We start from the raw sequence: 19,882 nt of genomic DNA, 5'->3' as shown, positions 1-19,882 counted from the left end.
TCGGCCAGGGGTCCTGAAGCTGCGCGCCGCTTCACCGGCTTCTGGGGGCGTGCCATGATGGGGCATGGCTTCGCGATGGGCGCGGACCGGCCGGACCGACGCGACGCTACGGGCTTCGCGGTGGGCGCGGACCGGCCGGGCCGACGCGACGCTGCGGGCCGCGTCCGGCTACCTCGTCCTCTCGGCGCTGGCGATCGCGCTGGCCCTGGTGGTGCGGGATGGATGGCCGTGGATCCACCCGAGCCCCTGGCTCTCGCTGCCCCCGCTGGCCGCCTTGCTGATGAGCGCCGCGCTCGGCCTCACGCTCGCGGCCGGGGTCGTCGTGATGACGCGCGTCGCCGTGGCCCGGTTCGGCTGGGCGCGGCGCCTGCACAGCGAGCTCCGCCCGGTCGCGCTCGACCTCTCGCTCGGCCAGGTCCTGCTCCTCGCGGGCCTCTCGAGCCTCGGGGAGGAGCTGCTCTTCCGCGGGCTCCTGACGCCGCTGCTCGGCGTGGCGCTGAGCGCGCTCCTCTTCGGCCTGATGCACCAGATGCGGGGCCCGAGCCGCTGGGTGTGGGTCGGTTGGGCCGCGGGCGTCGGCGCGGGGCTCGGCGCCATCTTCGCCGCGACCGGCTCGCTCGTCGGGCCGTTCGTGGCGCACGCCGTCGTGAACGCCGTGAACCTGAGCTACCTGCGGGACCACGATCCCGGCGAGGCGGAGCAGCAGGCGACGCTCTGACGGGCTCGTCCGGCCGGCCGGACGAAGGCCTCCTTGAGGAGAGGCGTTGCCGAGCTGCCCGGCCCCCGGGAGGGGGCTCGCCGCCTTGGCGAAGCCAGACCGATCGGCTCGCGATCGACCCCCGGCCGAGGTGGCCGAAGGGGAGGGGCGAAGGGGGTTCGACCCCCGGCCGAGGTGGCCGAGGGGAAGGGGCGAGGGGGGGCGAACCCCGTCCGAGGTAGCCGAGGGGGAGGGGCGAGGGGGGTCGAACCCCGTCCGAGGGTAGCCGAGGGGGAGGGGCGAGGGGGGCGAACCCCGTCCGAGGGTAGCCGAGGGGAAGGGGCGAGGGGGGCGAACCCCGTCCGAGGTAGCCGAGGGGGAGGGGCGAGGGGGGTCGAACCCCGTTCAGGGTGGCCGAAGGGCAGGGTCGAACGGGGGTCGACCCCCGGCGGTGCGATGGCGGCTGGTCTACACGTCGGGATGTGGTCCTGGCGATCCGGACGTGGCACAAGAGCCGCCTCCGCATGCAGCCCCCCTGGAAGCTCCTCGTCGAGGATCTCGGCCGCATCGCCCGTGCGGAGATTGAAGCCCGGCCGTTGCTCCTCTTCGTGGGCGGGAACAACACCGGCAAGACCTACCTCGCCTCGCTGCTCTGGGGGTTGCTGTCGCTGACGAGGGAGCTGCCCGTGGCGCGCGGCGCTGCCTACCAGCGCTGCGTTGCGTGGATCGAGGAGCGCTTCGCGCGCCGCGAGCGCGAGCCGACGTTCGATCTCACACCCGAGGTTCACGCCGATTTCGTGCAAATCGTCAACGACACGCTGCGAGAGCACGGCGCCGAGCTCGCCAGGCGAACGTTCAACCGGTCAGGCTTCGAGCTCGGCAGGATCGAGCTGCGGGACGTCACCCTTCCCAGGGAGATCTCGTTCCGCTGGGAAGCCGGTCACGAGCAAGGGGAGCCTTTCGTCTCGCTGTCAGCTCGTGAGCGCGACGGCATGATCTGGCACGCCACGGGGACCGAGGACGCGGAACGACGAGCCTCCGTCATCGCCTTTCTGGCGAAGGAGCACGTCGCTGACGTGCTCGGAGGTGCCAGCGACCCCTTCGCGAGCGACACCGTCTTCCTCCGTCTCATGGGCCCGACCTTCCATCCCGGCCCCGTGTTTCTCCCTGCGTCACGGACGGGCTTCATGCTCCTCTACCGAAGCCTCGCGCGGCAGCTCGTCGGCGACGCCCTCATCAAGACCGGCGCCGCTCGCGCGCCCGCGCCCGACCTGACCCGGCCGGCCATCGACTTCGTCGACCTGCTCGTCGGTCTTCGCCCCGAGGAGGGCGCCTACTCCGAGGAAGCGGCCTTCCTCGAGCGAGCGATGGGAGGCCGGCTCGCGCTTCGATCCGGGGTCGGGCTCAACGAAGTGATCTACGAGTACGCCGAGGGCGAGCCGGCGCTGCCGATGGAGCTCTCGTCGTCGCTCGTCACCGAGCTCGCCCCGGTGGTCGTCACGCTCCGTCACGTCAGCGGCTACCGCGTGCTCATCATCGAGGAGCCCGAGGCGCACCTTCATCCGAGGCTCCAGCGCCGGCTGGCGCAGGTCATCGTGCGCCTCGTCCGGAAGGGGCTCTTCGTCTGGATCACGACGCACAGCGAGAACTTCTGCCAGCAGATCAACAACTTCATGAAGCTCGGCGCGCACCCCCGGCGGGCCGAGATGCAGCGCAAGCACGGCTACGAGGAGATCGACTATCTCGAGGTGGACGACGTGGCGGGCTACCAGTTCGAGGCAGACGCGCCCGGCGGGCGCACCACGGTCACCGAGATGAAGAAGACGGCGTCGGGTCTGGTCATCCCGACGTTCAACCGCGAGCTCGCGGCGCTGACCGACGAGGCCATGGACCTCGAGCAACCCGACGTCGAGGGATGAGGCTGCCCGGGACCATCGAGGAGCGCCTCGCGGTGATCCGGGCCGGTCGCTGGAAGCTGCTCCGCGCGACGGAGATCGCCGAGCTCGAGGACGAAGGCGTTCGCGTGAGCTGCTCTCTCGCCGGCGCCGCTTCATGTGTCGAGCTCCGTCTGATACCGGATGACGTGCAATTCCTGCGCGAGACGACATGCGCGGATTTCGCGCTGCTGCTGGCCCGGGGAGACGACGCGTTCGAAGCGCACATCGTCGAGCTCAAGCGGTCCGTCGGGACGAACACGTGGGAGCACGTTCAAAAGCAGCTCGAGTGGGCTGCCGTGCGGCTCCTGGCCATCGCGGGCGTCGTCGGCATCCGGATCGACGGCGTGGTCGCGTACACGGCGTTCTGCAACGACAAGCTCGCGCGCGAGAGCTCCACGAACCCTGCCAGCATGAAGATCCCCCTCGGTCCATCCGGCATCCTCGCGAGCGACGCGAACGTCCGTCGCCGGGCGGAAGCGCGGCGCTCCTGGGAGCGCGGGAGCATCTGGATGAAGGCGCTCGGCCGTGACGTCGAGCACAGGCGGATCCGAGCAAACGAGGTCGGAACGACCGCGGCTGGCCATGTTGCGTGCCGACCGCGCTCGTCGCCGGCCGAGGGCGATACGACCTGGCTCTTCGAGCCCGTCGTCGCAGGATAACGCATCGGGTTATCGGCGACGCTCTTGGCCACCGCCCGTCTGCTCGCGTGGTAACGCTCATCGAGCGAGCGGGCGATCTCAGCGCTTCTTTGAGTCGGGGCGGGGAGGCCGGGCGGGCGCTGGTCGCTGGGGGACCGGGCTCAACCGCGACGAACCTGCTTCATGGCTCGCCGGCTGGGTCGTCGGGGGAGCGATGCTCCCGCGGGAGAGCTCGCCCGGCTCGCCCGAGCGGCCCGGCGAGGACGGCGGCGCGGTCGGCCGGCGGGACGGCGGCTTCGACGGGGAGAGCCGGCCGTGGCCGCGCGGGACCGTGGGCGGATCGCTCTCGTCCGCGCCGCGCCGGCTCGACGGCGGCTTCGCCGTCATGCGGGCGAGCGACCGCAACGTCGGCGGCGGCGCGGCCTCGAGCTCGAAGCTCAGCTCGAGCGACGGCGGCGCGTCGGAGATCGCCAGGGCGCCGTCGGCCGCCCTCCGCGGCGCGGCGCCGGGCTGGCGGCGCAGGAGCTCCCCGAGCGGCGCGCGCGACGACGGCGGCGCGACGTCGTCCGGGATGGACGACGGCCCGCCGAGCGCCGTCGTCGCGATCCGGGGCTCCGGACGGCGCCGCGACGGCGGCATCGGCAGCTCGACGCGGGCGCTCTCGTCCTCGAGCCGGGTCGCCTCGAGCAGGTAGGCGGCGATCGATTTTCGCTCCGGCGGCACCGGCCGGCTGCCTGGAACGAACGCGAACCGCCCGACCTTCCAGGCCAGCATGGTGCGCAGCGCGGCGAGCGCCGACACGCGCGTGCCGCCCACGGTCCCCTGGACGATGCACCCCTCGGCGATGTCGAGCTGCGCGCGCCGCTTCTTGCTGAGCACCTCGAACACGCCCGATCGCCGCTCCATCTCGAGGACCGTGAGGACGGTCGCGATCGACATCTGGCTGAGGTCGCCCTCGATGGCGGTCTGGTCGACGGAGGCGGGGATGGACATGAGGCTGTCCCGCCGCTGCCGCAGGCGGGACGCCATCTGCACGAGGGCCCCGATCTGCGCGACGACCTCGGTGACCCGGAACGGCTTGGTCATGTAGACGTCGGCGCCGACGTGGAACCCCTCGAGGCGGGATTGCTGGTCATCGAGGGCGGAGAGGAACAGGAAGGGGGTCACGGACACCCGCGAAGGTTGGGTGCGGACGTTGCGCGCGACCCAGTAGCCGTCGTGGTCGGGCAGGCCGACGTCGCAGACGATGCACTCGGGCTCCAGGGTGCAGGCGGTCGAGAGCCCGGCCTCCGCGGTGGCGCAGTAGATGACCTCGTAACCCGCCTCGCGGATCGCGGTGGCGAGCAGGTCCGCGACATACTCCTCGTCCTCGATCACGAGCACGACCCCGCTCGGCATCTGGCAGACGGTACACGCGCGCCGCGGGGGTGGCCAAGGGTGAATGGCGGCGAGCCGGTCCGAACCTCGGGCCGCGCGCCGCCGCGCGGCGCCGCGCGCCGCCGACGGAGCGTGGTGGCGCGTGTTTGCCCGCGGCGCCCGACCGCGGCGCGGGATTCACGCTATAAGAACGGAAATGGCAACTCCTGTCCGAGAGGCCGGCGGCGCGGCCCGGCCCGGCGAGCGGCCCTCCCCGGGGGCTCGCGTCTTCATCGCGATGAGCGGCGGAGTCGACTCCTCGGTCGCCGCGGCGCGCCTCTGCGACGCTGGTTACGAGGTCGTCGGCGTGACGCTGCACCTCTGGGACTACCCCGACGACGGCAGCGTCAAGAGCCGCTGCTGCGCGCCCGAGGATCAGCACGACGCCCGCCGGGTCGCCGACCACCTCGGCATCCCGCACTACACCTTCGATCGCCGCGCCCTGTTCCGCGAGCACGTCGTCGATCCGTTCGTCGACGCCTACCTCGCGGGCGAGACGCCGAGCCCGTGCGTGGCCTGCAACCGCTCGGTCAAGCTCCGGGAGCTGTTCCCGCTGGCGGAGCGGCTGGGCGTCTCGTGGGTGGCGACGGGCCACTACGCGCGGGTCGTCGTGGAGGAGGGCGGCGCCCGCCTCTACCGCGGCCGCGATCGGCACAAGGATCAGAGCTATTTCCTCCACATGCTCCGGTCGGACGAGCTGTCGCGGCTCCTCTTCCCGCTCGGCGAGTCGACCAAGGAGGAGGTGCGCGCCGAGGCGATCGCCCGCGGGCTGCCGGGGGCCGACAAGGGGGAGAGCCAGGAGCTCTGTTTCATCCCCTCCGGCCGCTACGCGCCCTTCGTGGCCGAGCGCGCGGCGGACAGGCTCCGGCCCGGGCCGATCGTCGATCGGGACGGGCGCGTGGTCGGGTCGCACGGCGGGGTGCACGGCTTCACCGTGGGCCAGCGCAAGGGCATCGGCGTCTCGCTCGGCCGCCCGGCGTTCGTCGTGGGCCTCGACGCGGCGACCGGCGCGGTGCGCCTCGGCGACGAGGCCGACCTCTACGCGGCGGGCGCCGAGATCACCGAGGCCGTGTGGTCCGACGACGCGGTCTTCCCCCTGGAGGCCGAGGTGCGGGTGCGCGCGCGGCACGAGGCGGCGCCCGGCGTCATCGAGCGGCGGCGTGACCCCGCGACGGGCGCCGAGAGCTTCGTGGCGCGGTTCGAGAGCCCGGTGCGGGCCGTCTCCCCCGGTCAGATGGCCGTGGTGTACCGGGGCGACCGCGTCCTCGGCGGCGGCCGCATCCGGGCCGCCCTCCGCGCGGGGGCGGCGTCGTGACGGCGCGCCTGCTCGTGCCCCTCGTGTGCTGCCTCTCGCTCGGGTGCTCGCTCGGGCAGGGGGAGGGCGAGGTCTACAGCTCGAGGCTGCTCGCGGCGGACTGCTGGGAGGGCGCCTACGACATGCGCCCCGACTTCTTCGCCGCGGTCCCGTACCGCTCCACGCTGCAGATCCGGGTGCAGCGGGGCAGCGACCTCCAGGAGGTCTCGGACGGCCTCTCGGTCACGATCGACGATGTCGGCCTCATCCGCGGGGACGGGCAGGTGAACAAGCTCGATGTCGACCTGAGCGTCGGGCTCCCGCCCGGCGTCGAGCTGCCGGGCTCGCCCCCGCCGACGCCGAAGCCGGAGGGGCTCGCCCCGCTCGTGCACATGGCGCTCTACCTCCAGCGGTCGTGCCACAACCAGAACACCGTGCTCTACGCCGTGGATGGGACCATCAAGTTCCAGGCGCTGTTCAGCGGCGATCCCAACGAGACCGACGCGGTCGACAAGTACACGGACGCGACGTTCGACATCTGGGTCGGTGATCCGCGCGACGCCGGGATCGGTCATCCAGCCGACGCCATTCCCCGGGAGCTCCTCTCGAGGGTCACGGGGAGCTTCCGTTTCTATTTCGAGCGAGGTCAACCTGGCCAACCGTTCCCCTGAGCTCGCCACGACTCCGTCCTGGGTCTCTGGTGGTGTCCTACCTGTCAGGACACGGGCCTTCAGCGACCGAGTGGATTGAAGCTGACCATCTGCCAGGTCGCTCGGCCGAGACGACATGGCAAAGCGCCGCGCACTCGCGGTAAAGTAGTGACCGCTCATGCCCCAACCCCCGCCTCGACCCGCATCGCGAATGGGCGGACCTCCAAGCCCCGGGTCGACCAATTCATCGTCTGACGCGCGCGCGAAGGAGTCCGAGAAGCAGCAGGGGACCTACTTCCTGGGCCGTTACCGCGTGGTCGACGAGATCGGGGTGGGCGGAATGGCGAGCGTCCACCTGGCGCGCATGGATGGGCCGGGTGGCTTCCAAAAGTGGGTCGCCATCAAGCGGATCCACCCGCATCTGGTCGAGGACGATCAGTTCGTCGATATGTTCCTGGACGAGGCGCGCATCGCGGCTGGCATCAACCACGCCAATGTCGCGCAGGTGTTCGATCTCGGGAAGGACGACAACACTTACTGGATCGCCATGGAGTATCTCCACGGCGAGCCGCTCCGGGAGGTGATGCGGCGCGCCGAGGAGCGCCGGCTGCGCATCTCGCCCGAGCTCGCTGCGCGCATCTGCTCCGATGCGGCAGAGGGGCTCCACGCCGCCCACGAGCTGCGTGGAAAGAACGGCCAGCTGCTCGGCCTGGTGCACCGCGACGTGACGCCGCACAACCTGTTCCTCACGTACGACGGCTACACAAAGGTGGTGGATTTCGGGATCGCCAAGGTGGCCGATCGGCTGTCGTCCACCCGCGCGGGAACGCTGAAAGGCAAGTTGGCCTACATGTCTCCCGAGCAGGTGCGCGGCAATGAGGTCGATCGCACGACCGACGTGTTCGCGCTCGGGGTCGTCCTCTGGGAGCTCACGACGAACCAGCGTCTCTTCCGGATGGATACCGATCTCGACACCCTCGAGAAGGTGCAGGCCTGCGTGGTCCCGCCGCCGTCCACGATCGTGCCCGACTATCCGATCGAGCTGGAGAGCGTCGTCATGAAGGCGCTCGCCAAGCACAGGCAGGACCGCTTCCAGACGGCGCGCGAATTTTCGCGAGCGCTGCAGAACTTCCTGATGCGGAGCGGGATCTTCGTCGGCTCCGAGGAGGTCGCGCAGTTCGTGCAGCAGGTGTTCGCCGACCGCATCCAGAAGCGCGAGGCGCACCTCGCGTGGGCGGCGGAGGTGACGTCGACGATCAACGTCGAGCAGGTGCGCGGGCGGGCCTCGACCACGGCCACGGACAGCGTCGGGCTCCGCAGCCGCGGCCGGGAGCCCGAGCCGCAGCAGCGGCTCACGCCGCCGCAGGTCTTCCGGCACAACGCCGCGCCGGCGAGCGGGATCGCGCCGGTCGGGCGCACGCCGTCGAGGGACGCGGCCGACAAGCAGATGGTGGCCTCGTCGCTGATGGATGACGACGAGGATGTCCCGACGACGGTCGCGACGCGCGAGCACGCCGAGCCGGTGCGGCCGCTCCCGCACGGCGAGCGCGCGATGCCGCGCCCGGCGGCCGGCATGGCGCCGGAGCTCGCGCCGGCGCCTCCGCCTCAGCCCGGTGCCCCGTCCGCCCTTCCCACGGTGCGGCCCGGTGCCCCGCCCGCGCACGCGGGCTCGCCGCGCGCGCACGGCGGCCAGAACCTCACCGCGCCGACGATCCCGGCGAACCCGTATCCGCCGCGCGATCTCGGCGCGGCCGATCGGGCGCCGTTCCCCAAGGGGGGCCTCCTGGACAGCGATCTGGGCAACCCGCTCGCGTCCACGCTCGCGCTCCCGCAGCAGGCTCCGCCCCAGCCCCCCGCGCCGGTCCCGCAGGGCTCGAGCGACGCCGCGCGCCGCGCGCACGCGAGCAGGGCCGCTGCGTTCGGCGCATCGCCGCAGGCGCCCTCGTTCGCGCTGCCGTTCAACGGCCAGGGCTACGCTCCTTCGCCTCCTGCCGGCTCGCCCGCGCCGGTGTTCCCGCCGCCGCCGTCGATGACGCTCGATCCATCGCGCGCGCAGGCCCAGCCGTTCGCGCCCGCCGCGCCGGCGCAGCCTCCCCAGTCGCAGATCGAGACCGCGCTCTCGCTGCCGCGCCCCGATCCGGCGGCCATCTGGGCGGCCACGCAGGACGCGGTGTCCAAGGGGAACGGCAGGAACACGCTCGTGCTCTTCGCCGTCATCGCCCTCACCGCGCTGTGCGTCATCGGCATCGGCGCGCTGATCTACATCAAGACGATGGCCGCGCAGCCCGCGCCCCTGAAGGGGGTCGACGCTGCGCCGCCCGCCTCGACCGCCACGCGCGGGCCGCGCCTCGGCGCCAACGTGGAGCCCGCGGGGGATGGGCGCGCGCGCTCGCTCGCCCTCGCCGGCGGAGCTCCTCTCGTCCACCACCCCGGCGCGACGAGCCTGCGGCGCGTTACGATGAAGGGATGAAGGCTGTTCATCGCCGCTCGAGCGGCGCCAGGGCGCGGCCCCGCGCCGGCGAGCGAGCGCAGCTGCGCATCGACGCGCTGGCCGCCGGCGGCGCAGGGATCGGTCGGCTCGCCGGCGAGGTCGTCTTCGTCCCCGCGACGGCGCCGGGCGACCTCGTCGAGGTCGAGCTCGATCGGAGCGCGCGCCCGGCGCGGGGCAAGCTGCTCCGCGTGGTCGAGCCGAGCGCCGACCGCATCGCCCCGCCCTGCCGCTTCGCGGAGACCTGCGGCGGCTGCGACTGGATGCACGTCCGCGTCGAGGCGCAGCAGGCCGCGCACGCGCAGATCGTCCGGCAGGCGATCGCGCGCGCGGCCTCGCTCGCCGAGGCCGACCTGCCGCCGATCCGCCTGCACCCCGCGCCCCAGCCGCTCGGCTACCGCTCGCGCGCGCGGCTGTTCGCGCGCGCGGAGCGCGGCGAGGTGCGCGTGGGCTACCGCGCGCCGAGGACGCACGCCGTCGCGGCGGTCGACCGCTGCCTGGTGCTGGCCGACCCGATCGCGCCGCTCGCCGGCGAGCTGCCCGGCGTCCTGCGCGGGGCCGCGGGGGAGGGCGACATCCTCGTCTCGCTGGGCGCCTCGAGCCGCCCGGTGGTCGAGATCCTCTGGCGCGGCCAGCTCCCGCCGGCCGTGTGGCAGCAGCTCGACGAGCGCACGGCCGGCGGCGCGTGGGCCGGCGCCCGCGTCACGCTCGACGGCGCGCGCGAGGCCGCGTCGTTCGGCGATCCGCGGCCGGCGATCGTGGGCGCCGACGGCCTGCCGCTGCTCCTCGCGCCGGGCGGCTTCGGGCAGCCGTCGGAGGAGGGCGCCGCCGTGCTCGCCGGCCGCGCCGCCGAGCTCGCTCACCTCGACTCCTCCCGGCCGCCGCACGTCCTGGAGCTGTTCGCGGGGAGCGGGACGCTCTCCGTGCTCCTCGCGCGCGGCGCGCCGCGGTCCGCGCCGGTCGCCGGGGCTGCCGAGGCCGCCTCGCCGGCCGCCCCGGGGCTCGCGTCGTTCACGGCGGTGGAGCGCTCGCCCGAGGCGGTCGCGTGCCTGCGCCAGAACCTCGCCGCCCGCGGCCTCGCCGGCAAGGCGATCGAGGCGGACGCCGACCAGGTCCCGATCCCGGCGCGCGCCGACGTCGTGGTGCTGGATCCTCCGCGCAGCGGGGCGCCCGGCGCGGCGCGCGCGATCGCGGCCTCGGGCGCGCGCGTGGTCGTCTACGTGTCGTGCGACCCGGCCACCCTCGCGCGCGATCTCGGCGGCATCCTCCGCGGCGGCTTCGAGATCACGGACATCGAGGCGGTCGAGCTCTTCCCGCAGACGAGCCACATCGAGTCGATCGTCCGCCTCGCCCGCGCCCGCCGGCCGGCGCGCTGAGCCGCGCGGCGCGCGGCGAGGAGGCGCGTCGCGCCGCGTCGCGCGCAGCCCCGGCGAGCTCGGGCCGAGATCGCGCGCGGCGCGGGGTCGCAGCGCGCCTCCGCCCAGCGGCTTGCGCTACGCTGGCCGGGATGATCCACCCCCTCGACGAGCGGCTCCGCGAGGAAGCGCGGCGCTACCGCCTCGTGTTCGCCTGCCCCGACTGCGCGTCGTTCGATCCGGCGGAGACCGAGCGCGACGAGGCCGGCGGCGCGCCTGCCGGCGGCGCGCCGCGCTGCTCGCTCGGCTATCCGGTCGCGCCGCACCTGAGCCCGTCGCTCGACGACGAGCGCGACGAGATCATCTTCTGCAAGGCGTTCGAGCTGCGATGAGCCCGTCCCCCGGGCCTCCCCCGCCGCCCAGGCGGGGCCGGTCGCACCCCCCGTCGCTGATCCGGCTGGCCGAGCGGCTGATCCGGGACGAGCGGCTGCTCGCGCGCGGCGACGTGGTCCTCTGCGCCTGCTCCGGGGGTCCCGACTCGACGGCGCTGCTGCACGTCCTTGCCATGCTCCGGCGGCGGATCGGCCACGAGGTCGTCGCGCACGGCGTCGACCACGGCCTGCGGCCGGCGGCCGCGGCCGAGCTCGCGATCGCGCGCGACCTGGCCGAGCGGCTCGGCGTCCCCTACTCCAGCACCCGTGTGGACGTGGCGCCCGGCGCGAACCTCCAGGCCAGAGCGCGCATCGCCCGGTTCGCCGCGCTGTCGGCGGCCTCGGCGGCGCTCGGCGCCCGCGCGATCGCGACCGGCCACACCGCGGACGACCGGGCCGAGACGGTGCTGCTGCGCCTGCTGCGGGGCGCTGGGCCGCGGGGGCTGGCCGTGCTGCCGCCGCGCGCGCCGCTCTGGACCGACGCCGCCGGCGCGGCGCCGGGCGCTGCGGAGCCGGGCTCGGCGGCTGCCAGCGTCGAGCTCATCCGCCCGCTGCTCCTGGCCCGCCGCGCCGACGTGCTGGCCCACCTCAGCCGACATCGGCTGGCTTTCGCGGAGGATCCCAGCAACGGGGACCCCCGCTTCACCCGCGTTCGCGTCCGCCGCGAGCTCCTCCCGCTCCTCGAGGACCTGTCGCCGGCGATCGTCGAGCACCTCTGCGCGCTCTCGGACATGCTCGCCGCCGGCCGAGATCGGCGCGCCGGCGGCGATCCGGCCGTCCTCGACGGCGGCGAGCCGCTCTCGATGCCGCTCGGTCGGGCGCAGCGCCTCGCGATCGAGCGGGCTCGCAAGCTCGGGCGGCCGCTGCGCGTCCTGGTCCGCGGCGGCGGAGAGATCGCCCTGGGCTTTCCAGAGGAGTCCAGCGTGCTTATCGAGGACAGGTCTGAGCGTCGCGGGGCCTGACCGCATGCACCCCACCCGCGACCCCTGTCGAGTCCCCTGTTTCGCCGTGCCGCCGCGGGGAAAACCCGCGGTCGACGACCGAGCCGACGGGTGGCATGCTGACTGGAACACGCGTACAATTTCGGTACACGCCGGCTCGCCGCGCGAGCTTAGAGGGTCCTCGTGAAGCAATCGCACAAGACGCTGCTGCTCTGGGTTCTGCTGATCATGATGTTCTTGGCGATCTGGCAGTTCTTGAGCCCGGATTCCCGGCCCGCCACGCAAGTCGCGTTCAGCGAGTTCATGGGCCAGGTCCAGGTCGAGGCCAAGGACAAGGATCCGCACGTCGAGTCGGTCACCATCAAGGACCGCGAGTACACCTTCTGGGTCAAGGACCCCAAGACCGGGGCGAAGACGAAGAAGGTCACGATCGGGCCTGACAACGCCGACGAGATCACGAAGACGATCGTCGACAACAAGGTCGCCGTCTACTTCGAGAAGGAGGACACGTCGCCGTTCTGGCCGGGGGCGATCATGTACCTCCTGCCGACGGTCTTCCTGCTCGTGATGTTCTACCTGTTCATGCGCCAGCTCCAGGCCGGCGGCGGCAAGGCGATGAGCTTCGGCAAGTCGCGCGCCCGGCTGCTCAGCGAGGCGCAGAACAAGGTGACGTTCGCCGACGTCGCGGGCATCGACGAGGCGAAGGACGAGCTCGAGGAGATCATCGCGTTCCTCAAGGACCCGAAGAAGTTCCAGAAGCTCGGCGGCCGGATCCCGAAGGGCGTGCTCATGATGGGCCCCCCCGGGACGGGCAAGACGCTCCTCGCGCGCGCGATCGCCGGCGAGGCCGGGGTGCCGTTCTTCTCGATCTCCGGCTCGGATTTCGTCGAGATGTTCGTCGGCGTCGGCGCGAGCCGGGTGCGCGACCTGTTCGAGCAGGGCAAGAAGCACGCGCCGTGCATCATCTTCATCGACGAGATCGACGCGGTCGGCCGCCACCGCGGCGCGGGCCTCGGCGGCGGGCACGACGAGCGCGAGCAGACGCTGAACCAGCTCCTCGTCGAGATGGACGGCTTCGAGTCGAACGAGGGCGTGATCATCGTCGCCGCGACGAACCGCCCCGACGTCCTCGACCCCGCGATCCTGCGGCCTGGCCGCTTCGATCGGCGCATCGTGGTGAACCGCCCCGACGTGCGCGGCCGCGAGGGCATCCTCCGGGTCCACACGAAGAAGGTCCCGCTCGGGCCGGACGTCGACATGGAGATCCTGGCGCGCGGCACGCCCGGCTTCGTCGGCGCCGACATCGAGAACCTGGTCAACGAGGCGGCCCTCCTCGCGGCGCGTCAGGACAAGGACGTCGTCACGATGATCGACTTCGAGATGGCCAAGGACAAGGTGCTGATGGGCGCCGAGCGCCGCAGCATGGTCATCAGCGACGAGGAGAAGCGGACCACGGCCTACCACGAGGCCGGGCACGCGCTGGTCGCGAAGCTGCTGGAGAAGTTCTCGGATCCGGTCCACAAGGTGACGATCATCCCGCGCGGCCCGGCGCTCGGCCTCACGCAGCAGCTGCCGAAGGAGGACCGGCTCAGCATGTCGCGCGAGTTCGCCAAGGCGCGGCTCTCGGTGCTGATGGGCGGCCGCGTCGCCGAGGAGATCATGTTCGGCCAGTTCACGACCGGCGCGGGCAACGACATCAAGCAGGCGTCGAACCTCGCGCGGCGGATGGTGACCGAGTTCGGCATGAGCGACGTCATCGGGCCGATCTCGTACGGCGCGGACGAGGAGAGCGTGTTCCTCGGGCGCGACTTCACGAGCCGGCGCCGCGACTACTCGGAGACGATCGCCAACCAGATCGACGACGAGGTGCGGCGGTTCATCCTCGACGCCCACGCCGAGGCGCGGCGGCTCCTCACCGAGAACCGCGAGATCCTCGAGCGGCTCGCCAACGCGCTCCTCGAGCGCGAGACGCTGGACGCGGAGGAGGTCGACGCCATCGTCTCGGGCCGCGAGCTGCCGCAGCGCCAGCGCGTCGTGATCCCGAGCTACAGCGATCGCGATCGCGCCGCGAAGGAGAAGCGCCGCGCGGCCAGCATCTTCGGCACGCCGAAGCCCGCCCCGAGCACCTGATCGCGAAGCGCGGGGGCCGCGCCCGGTGAGCCCGGGCGAGCGCCCCCGCACCGCCGCGCGCCGCACGGCACGGCGCGGCCCCCGAGACGCCTCACTCCCTCCCCTCCGACAGCGAAGCACGCGGCGCGCGACGCGGACAGCGACGCACGCGGCGCGTGACAGCGGCCCGCTTCAGGGAGCGCTCAGGGTCGTCTGCAAGAACGCCCACTGCTGCAGATCTGCCGGGCGGCCGCCGTCGTGCGCGCGGTTCGCCTTCGTGAAGATCGCCTGGGCGCCGTCGCCGAAGATGAACAGGCCGTAGCCGAGCGCGAAGCGCAGCGGGTCCCACGGCTGGAAGGCGAGCGAGACGTCGATCTCGTGGCCGAGCGTCCGGCGCTCGTTGTCGCGGACGGCGCCCACCGGAAGGAGCCGCGCGGTGACCCACCTGCCCCCGGGCGAGGCGAGGCCGACGAACGTGTACCCGGCGGCGACGGTCATCGCGTCGAGGGGCGAGGCGCGGACGGCTCCGCCCGCCTCGATCACGTTGGACCACGCGTAGAGCCCCATCGGGCCGTGGTTGTCCTGCGCGTCGGGCAGGATCGGATCGAAGCGGCGCTGCGTCTCGCCCTCCTCGAGCGCGCCGTCGTCGCCCGTCGCGTAGGCGCCGCGGGCGCTGAAGGTGAGGCGGGCGGGGAGGGACGTCTCGAGCGCCGCCCGCGCGGCGGCCGCGAACCCGCCGAGCGGGCGATCGGCCGTGAAGGTGGCGACCCGACCGAGCTCGTAGGCCCCCTCGATCGCGTAGCGGAAGCCGCGGCGGTCGCCGGAGATGCGCGCGTCGAGGACCACGGTGTCTCCGGGCGTGAGCCAGCTCGGCCGCGGCTCGCGGGCGATTCGCGCGAGCGCCGTGGCCTCGAGGTGGAGCAGGGGGGCGACGCGCCAGAGCGCGTTCAGGCCGTAGAGCTGCGTCCCTGTGCCGGCGGAGATGGGCTTGCGCGTCCCCGTGACCTCGGGCGGCGCGCCGCCCGGCGCAGCGAGGAGCACGGCCATCGCCTCGAGGTCGACGTTGCCGAGCTGCACCCCCGCGCGCACCCCGTCGAGCGAGCGCGCGGTGAGCGTCTCGTCGTCCGCCCCGATCAGGCGGCCGTCCCCCCACTCGATCCGCTGACGGCCCAGCCGGACGAAGGCGCGGCGCCCCGAGCGCGTGTGCACATCGACGTAGGCCTCGTAGGGCGCCGTCGCCGGGAGGGACGGCTCGCCCGCCCCGACGAAGATCGCGTCGTCGCTCCCCCAGAGCCGCGCGTCCTGCAGCGTGAGGACGCCCGTGACGGGCCCGCGATCGACGGCCAGGCCGAGGCGCGCGCGCTGCGCGAAGAACCACTGGGTCTCGACGACGTTGCCCGTGTCGAGGAGCGGCGGCAGCGCGCCCCCGAAGCCCTCGGCGAGCACCGCGTTCGAGCTGTAGACGTCGCCGCCCGTGTCCACCGGGTACCGGCGAAGCTCGCCCCGGATCCGGAGCTCCGCCGACGGGCGGAAGACGAACCCGCCGATGTGCACGCCCTCCGACTGCGGCGGCGCCTGGGCCGCCGCGGTCCGGGGCGCGAGCGCGAGGAGCGCCGATCCCAGAGCGATGGAGGCGAACGGCAGGGATCGGATCATCAGCGAGGAGGGCCGGGGCGCGGGGTCGTCGAACGGCGGATGCGCGGCCTGGCGCGCGGCGTTCTCGCGGGCCGCGCTCCTGGATCGCTCGCGGAGGATAGGCGTCCCGGCGCTCGTCGGACAAGTGGGGAAGCTGCCGAATGGAATGCAGTGCCGCTCCTGTCCGGAGGCGTTGCCGCCGGACAGGGCGAGCCGCCGCGCCGGCGGCGTCACGGATCGAAATCGTCCTCGCCGTTCGGAGGCGGCGGCGGCTTCGGCGGCCTCGGCGCGGCTCCGGCGCCGCTCCCGCGCTGCGGCGGCGCCTTGGCGCTTCCGGTGGGCTGCCTCGGCGTGGGGCGCCGCGCCGCGCCTCGCCGCGCCGGCGCGACGCCCGCGTCGACGGCGAGCACCAGATCGAGCGCGAGCTTCGACGCCCTGCCGGCGTGCCGCTCGGCGGCCGCGCCCGCCTCGGCGAGCACGCGCTCGGCCGCCTCGAGCTCGCGCTTCGCCTCGCGGCGCTGCGGGTCGCCCGCCATGGTCTCGGCCCACGAGGCTGCCAGCGACGCCCGCTGCTTCTCGAGCTCCGCCGCGCGCTTCGACAGCTCGCCGAGCTGCTTCGCCGCCGCGAGGGAGCTCTTCAACGACGCCTCGAGCGCCTCGACGGCGTCCCTGTCGTCCGCGTCGAGCGCGCGCCCGCCTCGCGCGCTGACGAGCCGCGCTTCCGGCGCGAGCTCGACGTGGAGCGAGACGCCCGACGCGCGGAGCTCCGCGGCGCGCGCGCGCGCAGCGTCGAGCGCCGCGTCGGCGGCCGACCTCGGATCGAGCCCGGCCGCGCGCGCGAGCTCGGCCCGCGCCGCGTCCGCGAGCGCCTCGGCCTTCAGCGACTCCTCGCGGAGCGCGAGCGCTGCCTCGAAGAACTCGTCGTAGGGCTGCTTGCCCGTTCGCAGGGCCCGGCCCTGCTCGAGCTGCGACGCCTGCGCGGCGCACGCGGCGAGCAGCGGCGCGTGCGCCGCGGCGAGCAGCAGCGCGAGCGCCGCCGCCCGGAGGCGGCTCGCGCCCGGGGCCCTCGTCATCCACATTGGAGGATGACCCCCCAGAGCTCGTAGCTCGCGGCGGGCTTCGAGAGGAACACGACGCCCACGTAGCCCGATCGCGGCGCGACGCCGAGCACGCCCTGCCCGAAGTTCCCGGCCGGGGGCGAGAGCGCGATCGGATCGCCGATCGGGGAGAAGTTGGGGGCCAGGGTCTGCGCGCGCATGGCGCGGCTCCCCGGAGGGCCTTCGGTCCACACGAGGAGCCAGCGTCCGTCGCTGAGCCCCGCGATGTCCGGCGCGAACGCGTCGCCGCCGGGGCCGCCGGAGGGGAGCGGGATCACCTGGGTCGACGTGGGGATGTCGCCCGGCGCGGCTTGCCCGGCGCGGATCTCCCATCGTCCGTCCGCGGGCCGGTCGGCGAAGACGACGGCGAGGGCGCGCTCGTTCCAGCCGAGCGAAGGCTTGCCGAGCGCGCCCCCGGAGCCGTTCACGCGGGTGAGCTCGCCGGCGGGCCTGCGCTCGGCGTCGAGCCAGCCGGCCCACACGGCCTTCTCGCGGCGGAACGCGACGGCGTACCCGCGGGACCCGGCCGCGAGGGCGCGCGGCGACTCGAGCGGCTCGTCGCCTTGCACCGGCCAGAGCCGCGAGGGCGCGGCGCCGGGGTCGTCGGCCGCGACCACGGCGCCGTCGGCCAGGCCGATGACGAACGGCCGGGGCCCCGGGACGCTGACCGGGGAGCGGATGGCCTGCTGCGCCGACGTGAGGACGGTGAAGGTGTCTTCGACCGGCGAGATGCTCACGATGTCGGCGGCCTCTCGGTTCGAGAACTTCTCGCTCCGCTCCCCGGTCGCGGGATCGATCTCGAGGCCGACGGCCTCCATGGCGCTCCTGGCGTAGCCCACCAGGAGCTTGCCGCCCTTCGTCGCCGTGACCTCGAAGGGGATGCTCTTCGCGACGAGCGGCGCCCATGGCTGCGGCTGGCGCGCCACCCAGCAGGGCTTCAGCGGCGCGGGGATGGCGGAGCGGGCGACGTTGTGCGCGGCGCCGAGCGCGGGGCGCGCCGTCGCGACCAGCGGCTGCCGCGCGGCTGCGACGGAGTGGCGGCCCGCGAAGAAGGCGGCGATGCTCATGAGCACCGCCGCCCCGCAGATGCCGATGAGCGACGAGATCGGCACGGGCACCGCCGTGGAGAGCCGGCCGTCGCCCCGCGCCGGCGCGCCCGCGAGGGGCGGCTGAGCGCGCCGCGCGGAGAGGGCGCGCGGATCGAGCGCAGGCGGGCCGTTGCTCGATCCCGGGGCGGAGCCGCGATCGGAGCGCGGCGCCGGCGGAGCCGCGGCGGACGCAGGGCGCAGCCCGGGCAGCAAGCCTGGCCACGCGCGCATGGCCGGGTGCCCCTGCGGGGCGCCTGCGCCGACGCCCTGCGGGGCGCCTGCGCCGACGCCGGCCGAGGGGATCGTGGCGTACTCGCGGCGCCCCATCGTCGGGTCGACGGCCAGGGGGGAGCGCTTCGTCTCGCTGGGCACGGGCGCAGCGGCGTGCTCCTTGGCCTCGCGGTGCGGCGCCGTCGTGGTGGAGGGCTCGGGGGCCTCGCTGACGGCGCGGAGCTCCGATGGGACCCGGCCATCGTCGGCCGGCGTGCTCTCGGCGCCGCGGGGCGGGGGACCGTCGCCGGGCGCCGCGGGGCTGGCGAGGCGAGGTCCGATGGACGCGATCGCCGCCGCGTCGGCGGCGCTCGAGACGGGCGTCGCTTCGGCCGAGGGGATCGGGGCAGCCGGGGGCGAAAGGAGCGCTGCGGCCGGCTGCGAGGGGGACGGCGGCGCCGCCACCGGCGTCGCGCGGGGAGCGTCCGCGGGCGGGCGCGGCGGCGGCGCGGGGAGCGCTCCGAGGCGGACGAGGGCCTTCGCGCCTGCCGCGGTGTGATCCGGTGCATCGAGCGCCGGCGCGCCCGCGGGCCGCTTCGCGGCGACGGCGGGGAACCGGACCGGGACCGGCGGCGGCGGCACGGACCGCCCCTTCGCGGGCCGCTTCGTGCCCCGGCTGGGGCTCGCCAGCGCCGGCGGCGTTGCCGGGAGGGGCTTGCCGGCGCCCTGCTCCGCAACGGCGGCTGCGCCGCTGCGCCCGTCTTCCTGCGGCGCAGCGCCGGCCGGCGCCCCGTCGCGGCCTGGAGGCAGGGGCGGCGGCCGGGGCGGCCTCGCCGCGCGCGCGGCCGGGCCGCCCGCGGCCTTCGGCGTCGCGCCGGGCCTGCTGGGCGCGGCCGAGCCCGCCGCGCGCCTCGGCGCTGCGGGCTCGCCGCCTTCGGTCATCCCGCCGGCGGCGCCTGCGTCGCCGGCCGGACGCTGACCGGCCGACGTGTCCTCGGGGTCCTCAGACGCCGAGGGGAGCTTCGGCGCGCGCGGGATCGCGGGCGCTCCCTCGTCGCCTGCCGAGGAGCCGTCGTAGCGGGGCAGCTGCGTGATCGCGCGGGCGACGCCCGCGTCGAACGCTCCGCCCGCCGAAGGCACGACGATCGGCGCGCTCTGTCCGCTGGCCGGCGCGCTCGCCGGAGCCTCGACCCCCGCGAGCGTCGCCATGGGCTCGCGTTTCCGCGGCGGCGGGGGGGGCGGCTGCGGTCGGGCGGTGGCCCGGCCCGGGGACGACGCCGCAGGTCGCCGCTCGTTCGCGGACCTGTCCGGGGGCGCCGGGCGCTGACCCGGGCGGGCGGGCGCCGGGCCCAGCTCCTCGACGAGCTCGAGCTCCAGCGTCGCGCCGCTGTCGCGCGCCGACGCCCGGGCATCGGCGGCGGGCTTGTCGGGCGGAGCGGCGCCTGCGTCCGGCTTGCGCCGGAGCTGCGCGGCGTCGGCGAGCTCCGGCTGCTTGGAAGCCGGGGCCCACGCTTCCATGCCCTGGCGCCACACGAGCGTGGAGCCCGGGATGACCCCGGCAGCCAGCGCGCTGCGCAGCTCGGCGGTGCTCACGAGCCGCTGGACGCCGCGCTCATCCGTCCATCGCCATGCGCTCAACGGCGGCCCCTCCTCCCCTTGCGAGAGCGCCGGAATTTCAGGACGCGATCCACGACGCGGGGGATCGTACCGCGCGTCGTTTGCAAAGAGATCCTCTTTTGTCCGATCGCGCAACCGCGCGCCCGCTCCTGACGACGATCGCGCTGGCAGCCCATGAGCCCTTCCCGCGCCCTCGTCGCCGCAATCCGCTTTCTGGCCGCCATCGCTGCGCGTGCGCTCAGCCCACCGGCCTGCGCCGCCTGTGACGCCGCCATCGCA

At 74.3% G+C, this 19,882-nt stretch carries 14 protein-coding genes; 10 read left to right on the top strand and 4 right to left on the bottom strand.

Annotated elements, in window-relative coordinates; translation table 11 throughout:
* The first annotated feature begins 64 nt into the window (after positions 1-64).
* From WMF26_RS41790 to WMF26_RS41780, 3 genes are all read left to right on the top strand, one after another.
* A complete protein-coding gene (locus WMF26_RS41790; RefSeq protein WP_437997283.1) occupies positions 65-718 on the top strand; it encodes a CPBP family intramembrane glutamic endopeptidase in 654 nt (217 codons plus the stop codon).
* Between the two features lie 503 nt (positions 719-1,221).
* On the top strand, positions 1,222-2,616 hold the full coding sequence (locus WMF26_RS41785) for an AAA family ATPase (protein WP_437997282.1): 1,395 nt from the start codon (positions 1,222-1,224) through the stop codon (positions 2,614-2,616).
* The gene (locus tag WMF26_RS41780; protein WP_437997281.1) at positions 2,613-3,293 is read left to right on the top strand and encodes a hypothetical protein; all 681 of its coding nucleotides are present in this window, start codon (positions 2,613-2,615) and stop codon (positions 3,291-3,293) included. Before WMF26_RS41785 ends, WMF26_RS41780 begins: the two co-directional genes overlap by 4 nt.
* Before the next feature lie 78 nt (positions 3,294-3,371).
* On the opposite strand, the gene WMF26_RS41775 is transcribed toward WMF26_RS41780, so the two are convergent.
* Entirely contained in the window at positions 3,372-4,670 is a 1,299-nt protein-coding gene (locus tag WMF26_RS41775; protein ID WP_437997280.1) for a response regulator, read from the bottom strand.
* Positions 4,671-4,845: 175 nt separating this feature from the next.
* Here WMF26_RS41775 and mnmA point away from each other — a divergent pair, with 175 nt between their 5' ends.
* The 7 genes from mnmA to ftsH all read left to right on the top strand — a co-directional run bounded on the left by mnmA (position 4,846) and on the right by ftsH (position 13,977).
* Positions 4,846-6,003, top strand: coding sequence for a tRNA 2-thiouridine(34) synthase MnmA (gene mnmA, locus WMF26_RS41770; protein WP_437997279.1), 1,158 nt, complete (start codon positions 4,846-4,848; stop codon positions 6,001-6,003).
* On the top strand, positions 6,000-6,653 hold the full coding sequence (locus tag WMF26_RS41765; protein ID WP_437997278.1) for a hypothetical protein: 654 nt from the start codon (positions 6,000-6,002) through the stop codon (positions 6,651-6,653). The genes mnmA and WMF26_RS41765 overlap by 4 nt, the downstream gene beginning before the upstream one ends.
* A gap of 190 nt (positions 6,654-6,843) precedes the next feature.
* Positions 6,844-9,102: a serine/threonine protein kinase gene (locus WMF26_RS41760; RefSeq protein WP_437997277.1), complete on the top strand. Its 2,259-nt coding sequence runs from the start codon at positions 6,844-6,846 to the stop codon at positions 9,100-9,102.
* On the top strand, positions 9,099-10,496 hold the full coding sequence (locus WMF26_RS41755) for a class I SAM-dependent RNA methyltransferase (protein ID WP_437997276.1): 1,398 nt from the start codon (positions 9,099-9,101) through the stop codon (positions 10,494-10,496). The genes WMF26_RS41760 and WMF26_RS41755 overlap by 4 nt, the downstream gene beginning before the upstream one ends.
* 131 nt (positions 10,497-10,627) lie before the next feature.
* Entirely contained in the window at positions 10,628-10,867 is a 240-nt protein-coding gene (locus WMF26_RS41750; RefSeq protein WP_437997275.1) for a hypothetical protein, read from the top strand.
* Entirely contained in the window at positions 10,864-11,868 is a 1,005-nt protein-coding gene (gene tilS, locus WMF26_RS41745) for a tRNA lysidine(34) synthetase TilS (protein WP_437997274.1), read from the top strand. Before WMF26_RS41750 ends, tilS begins: the two co-directional genes overlap by 4 nt.
* A gap of 162 nt (positions 11,869-12,030) precedes the next feature.
* Positions 12,031-13,977: an ATP-dependent zinc metalloprotease FtsH gene (gene ftsH, locus WMF26_RS41740; RefSeq protein WP_020740357.1), complete on the top strand. Its 1,947-nt coding sequence runs from the start codon at positions 12,031-12,033 to the stop codon at positions 13,975-13,977.
* A gap of 171 nt (positions 13,978-14,148) precedes the next feature.
* On the opposite strand, the gene WMF26_RS41735 is transcribed toward ftsH, so the two are convergent.
* From WMF26_RS41735 to WMF26_RS41725, 3 genes are read right to left on the bottom strand one after another with little or no spacing between them, the layout of a single operon-like run.
* Positions 14,149-15,825, bottom strand: coding sequence for an alginate export family protein (locus WMF26_RS41735; RefSeq protein ID WP_437997273.1), 1,677 nt, complete (start codon positions 15,823-15,825; stop codon positions 14,149-14,151).
* On the bottom strand, positions 15,822-16,664 hold the full coding sequence (locus WMF26_RS41730) for a hypothetical protein (protein WP_437997272.1): 843 nt from the start codon (positions 16,662-16,664) through the stop codon (positions 15,822-15,824). Before WMF26_RS41730 ends, WMF26_RS41735 begins: the two co-directional genes overlap by 4 nt.
* Complete coding sequence (locus tag WMF26_RS41725; RefSeq protein WP_437997271.1) at positions 16,661-19,624, bottom strand: GYF domain-containing protein; 2,964 nt, start codon at positions 19,622-19,624, stop codon at positions 16,661-16,663. Before WMF26_RS41725 ends, WMF26_RS41730 begins: the two co-directional genes overlap by 4 nt.
* Positions 19,625-19,882 lie beyond the last annotated feature (258 nt).

Origin of the sequence: Sorangium sp. So ce185 (assembly GCF_051526825.1) — a bacterium.
Lineage (GTDB): Bacteria > Myxococcota_A > Polyangia > Polyangiales > Polyangiaceae > Sorangium > Sorangium cellulosum_D.
This window is presented reverse-complemented; position numbering and strand designations above follow the sequence as displayed.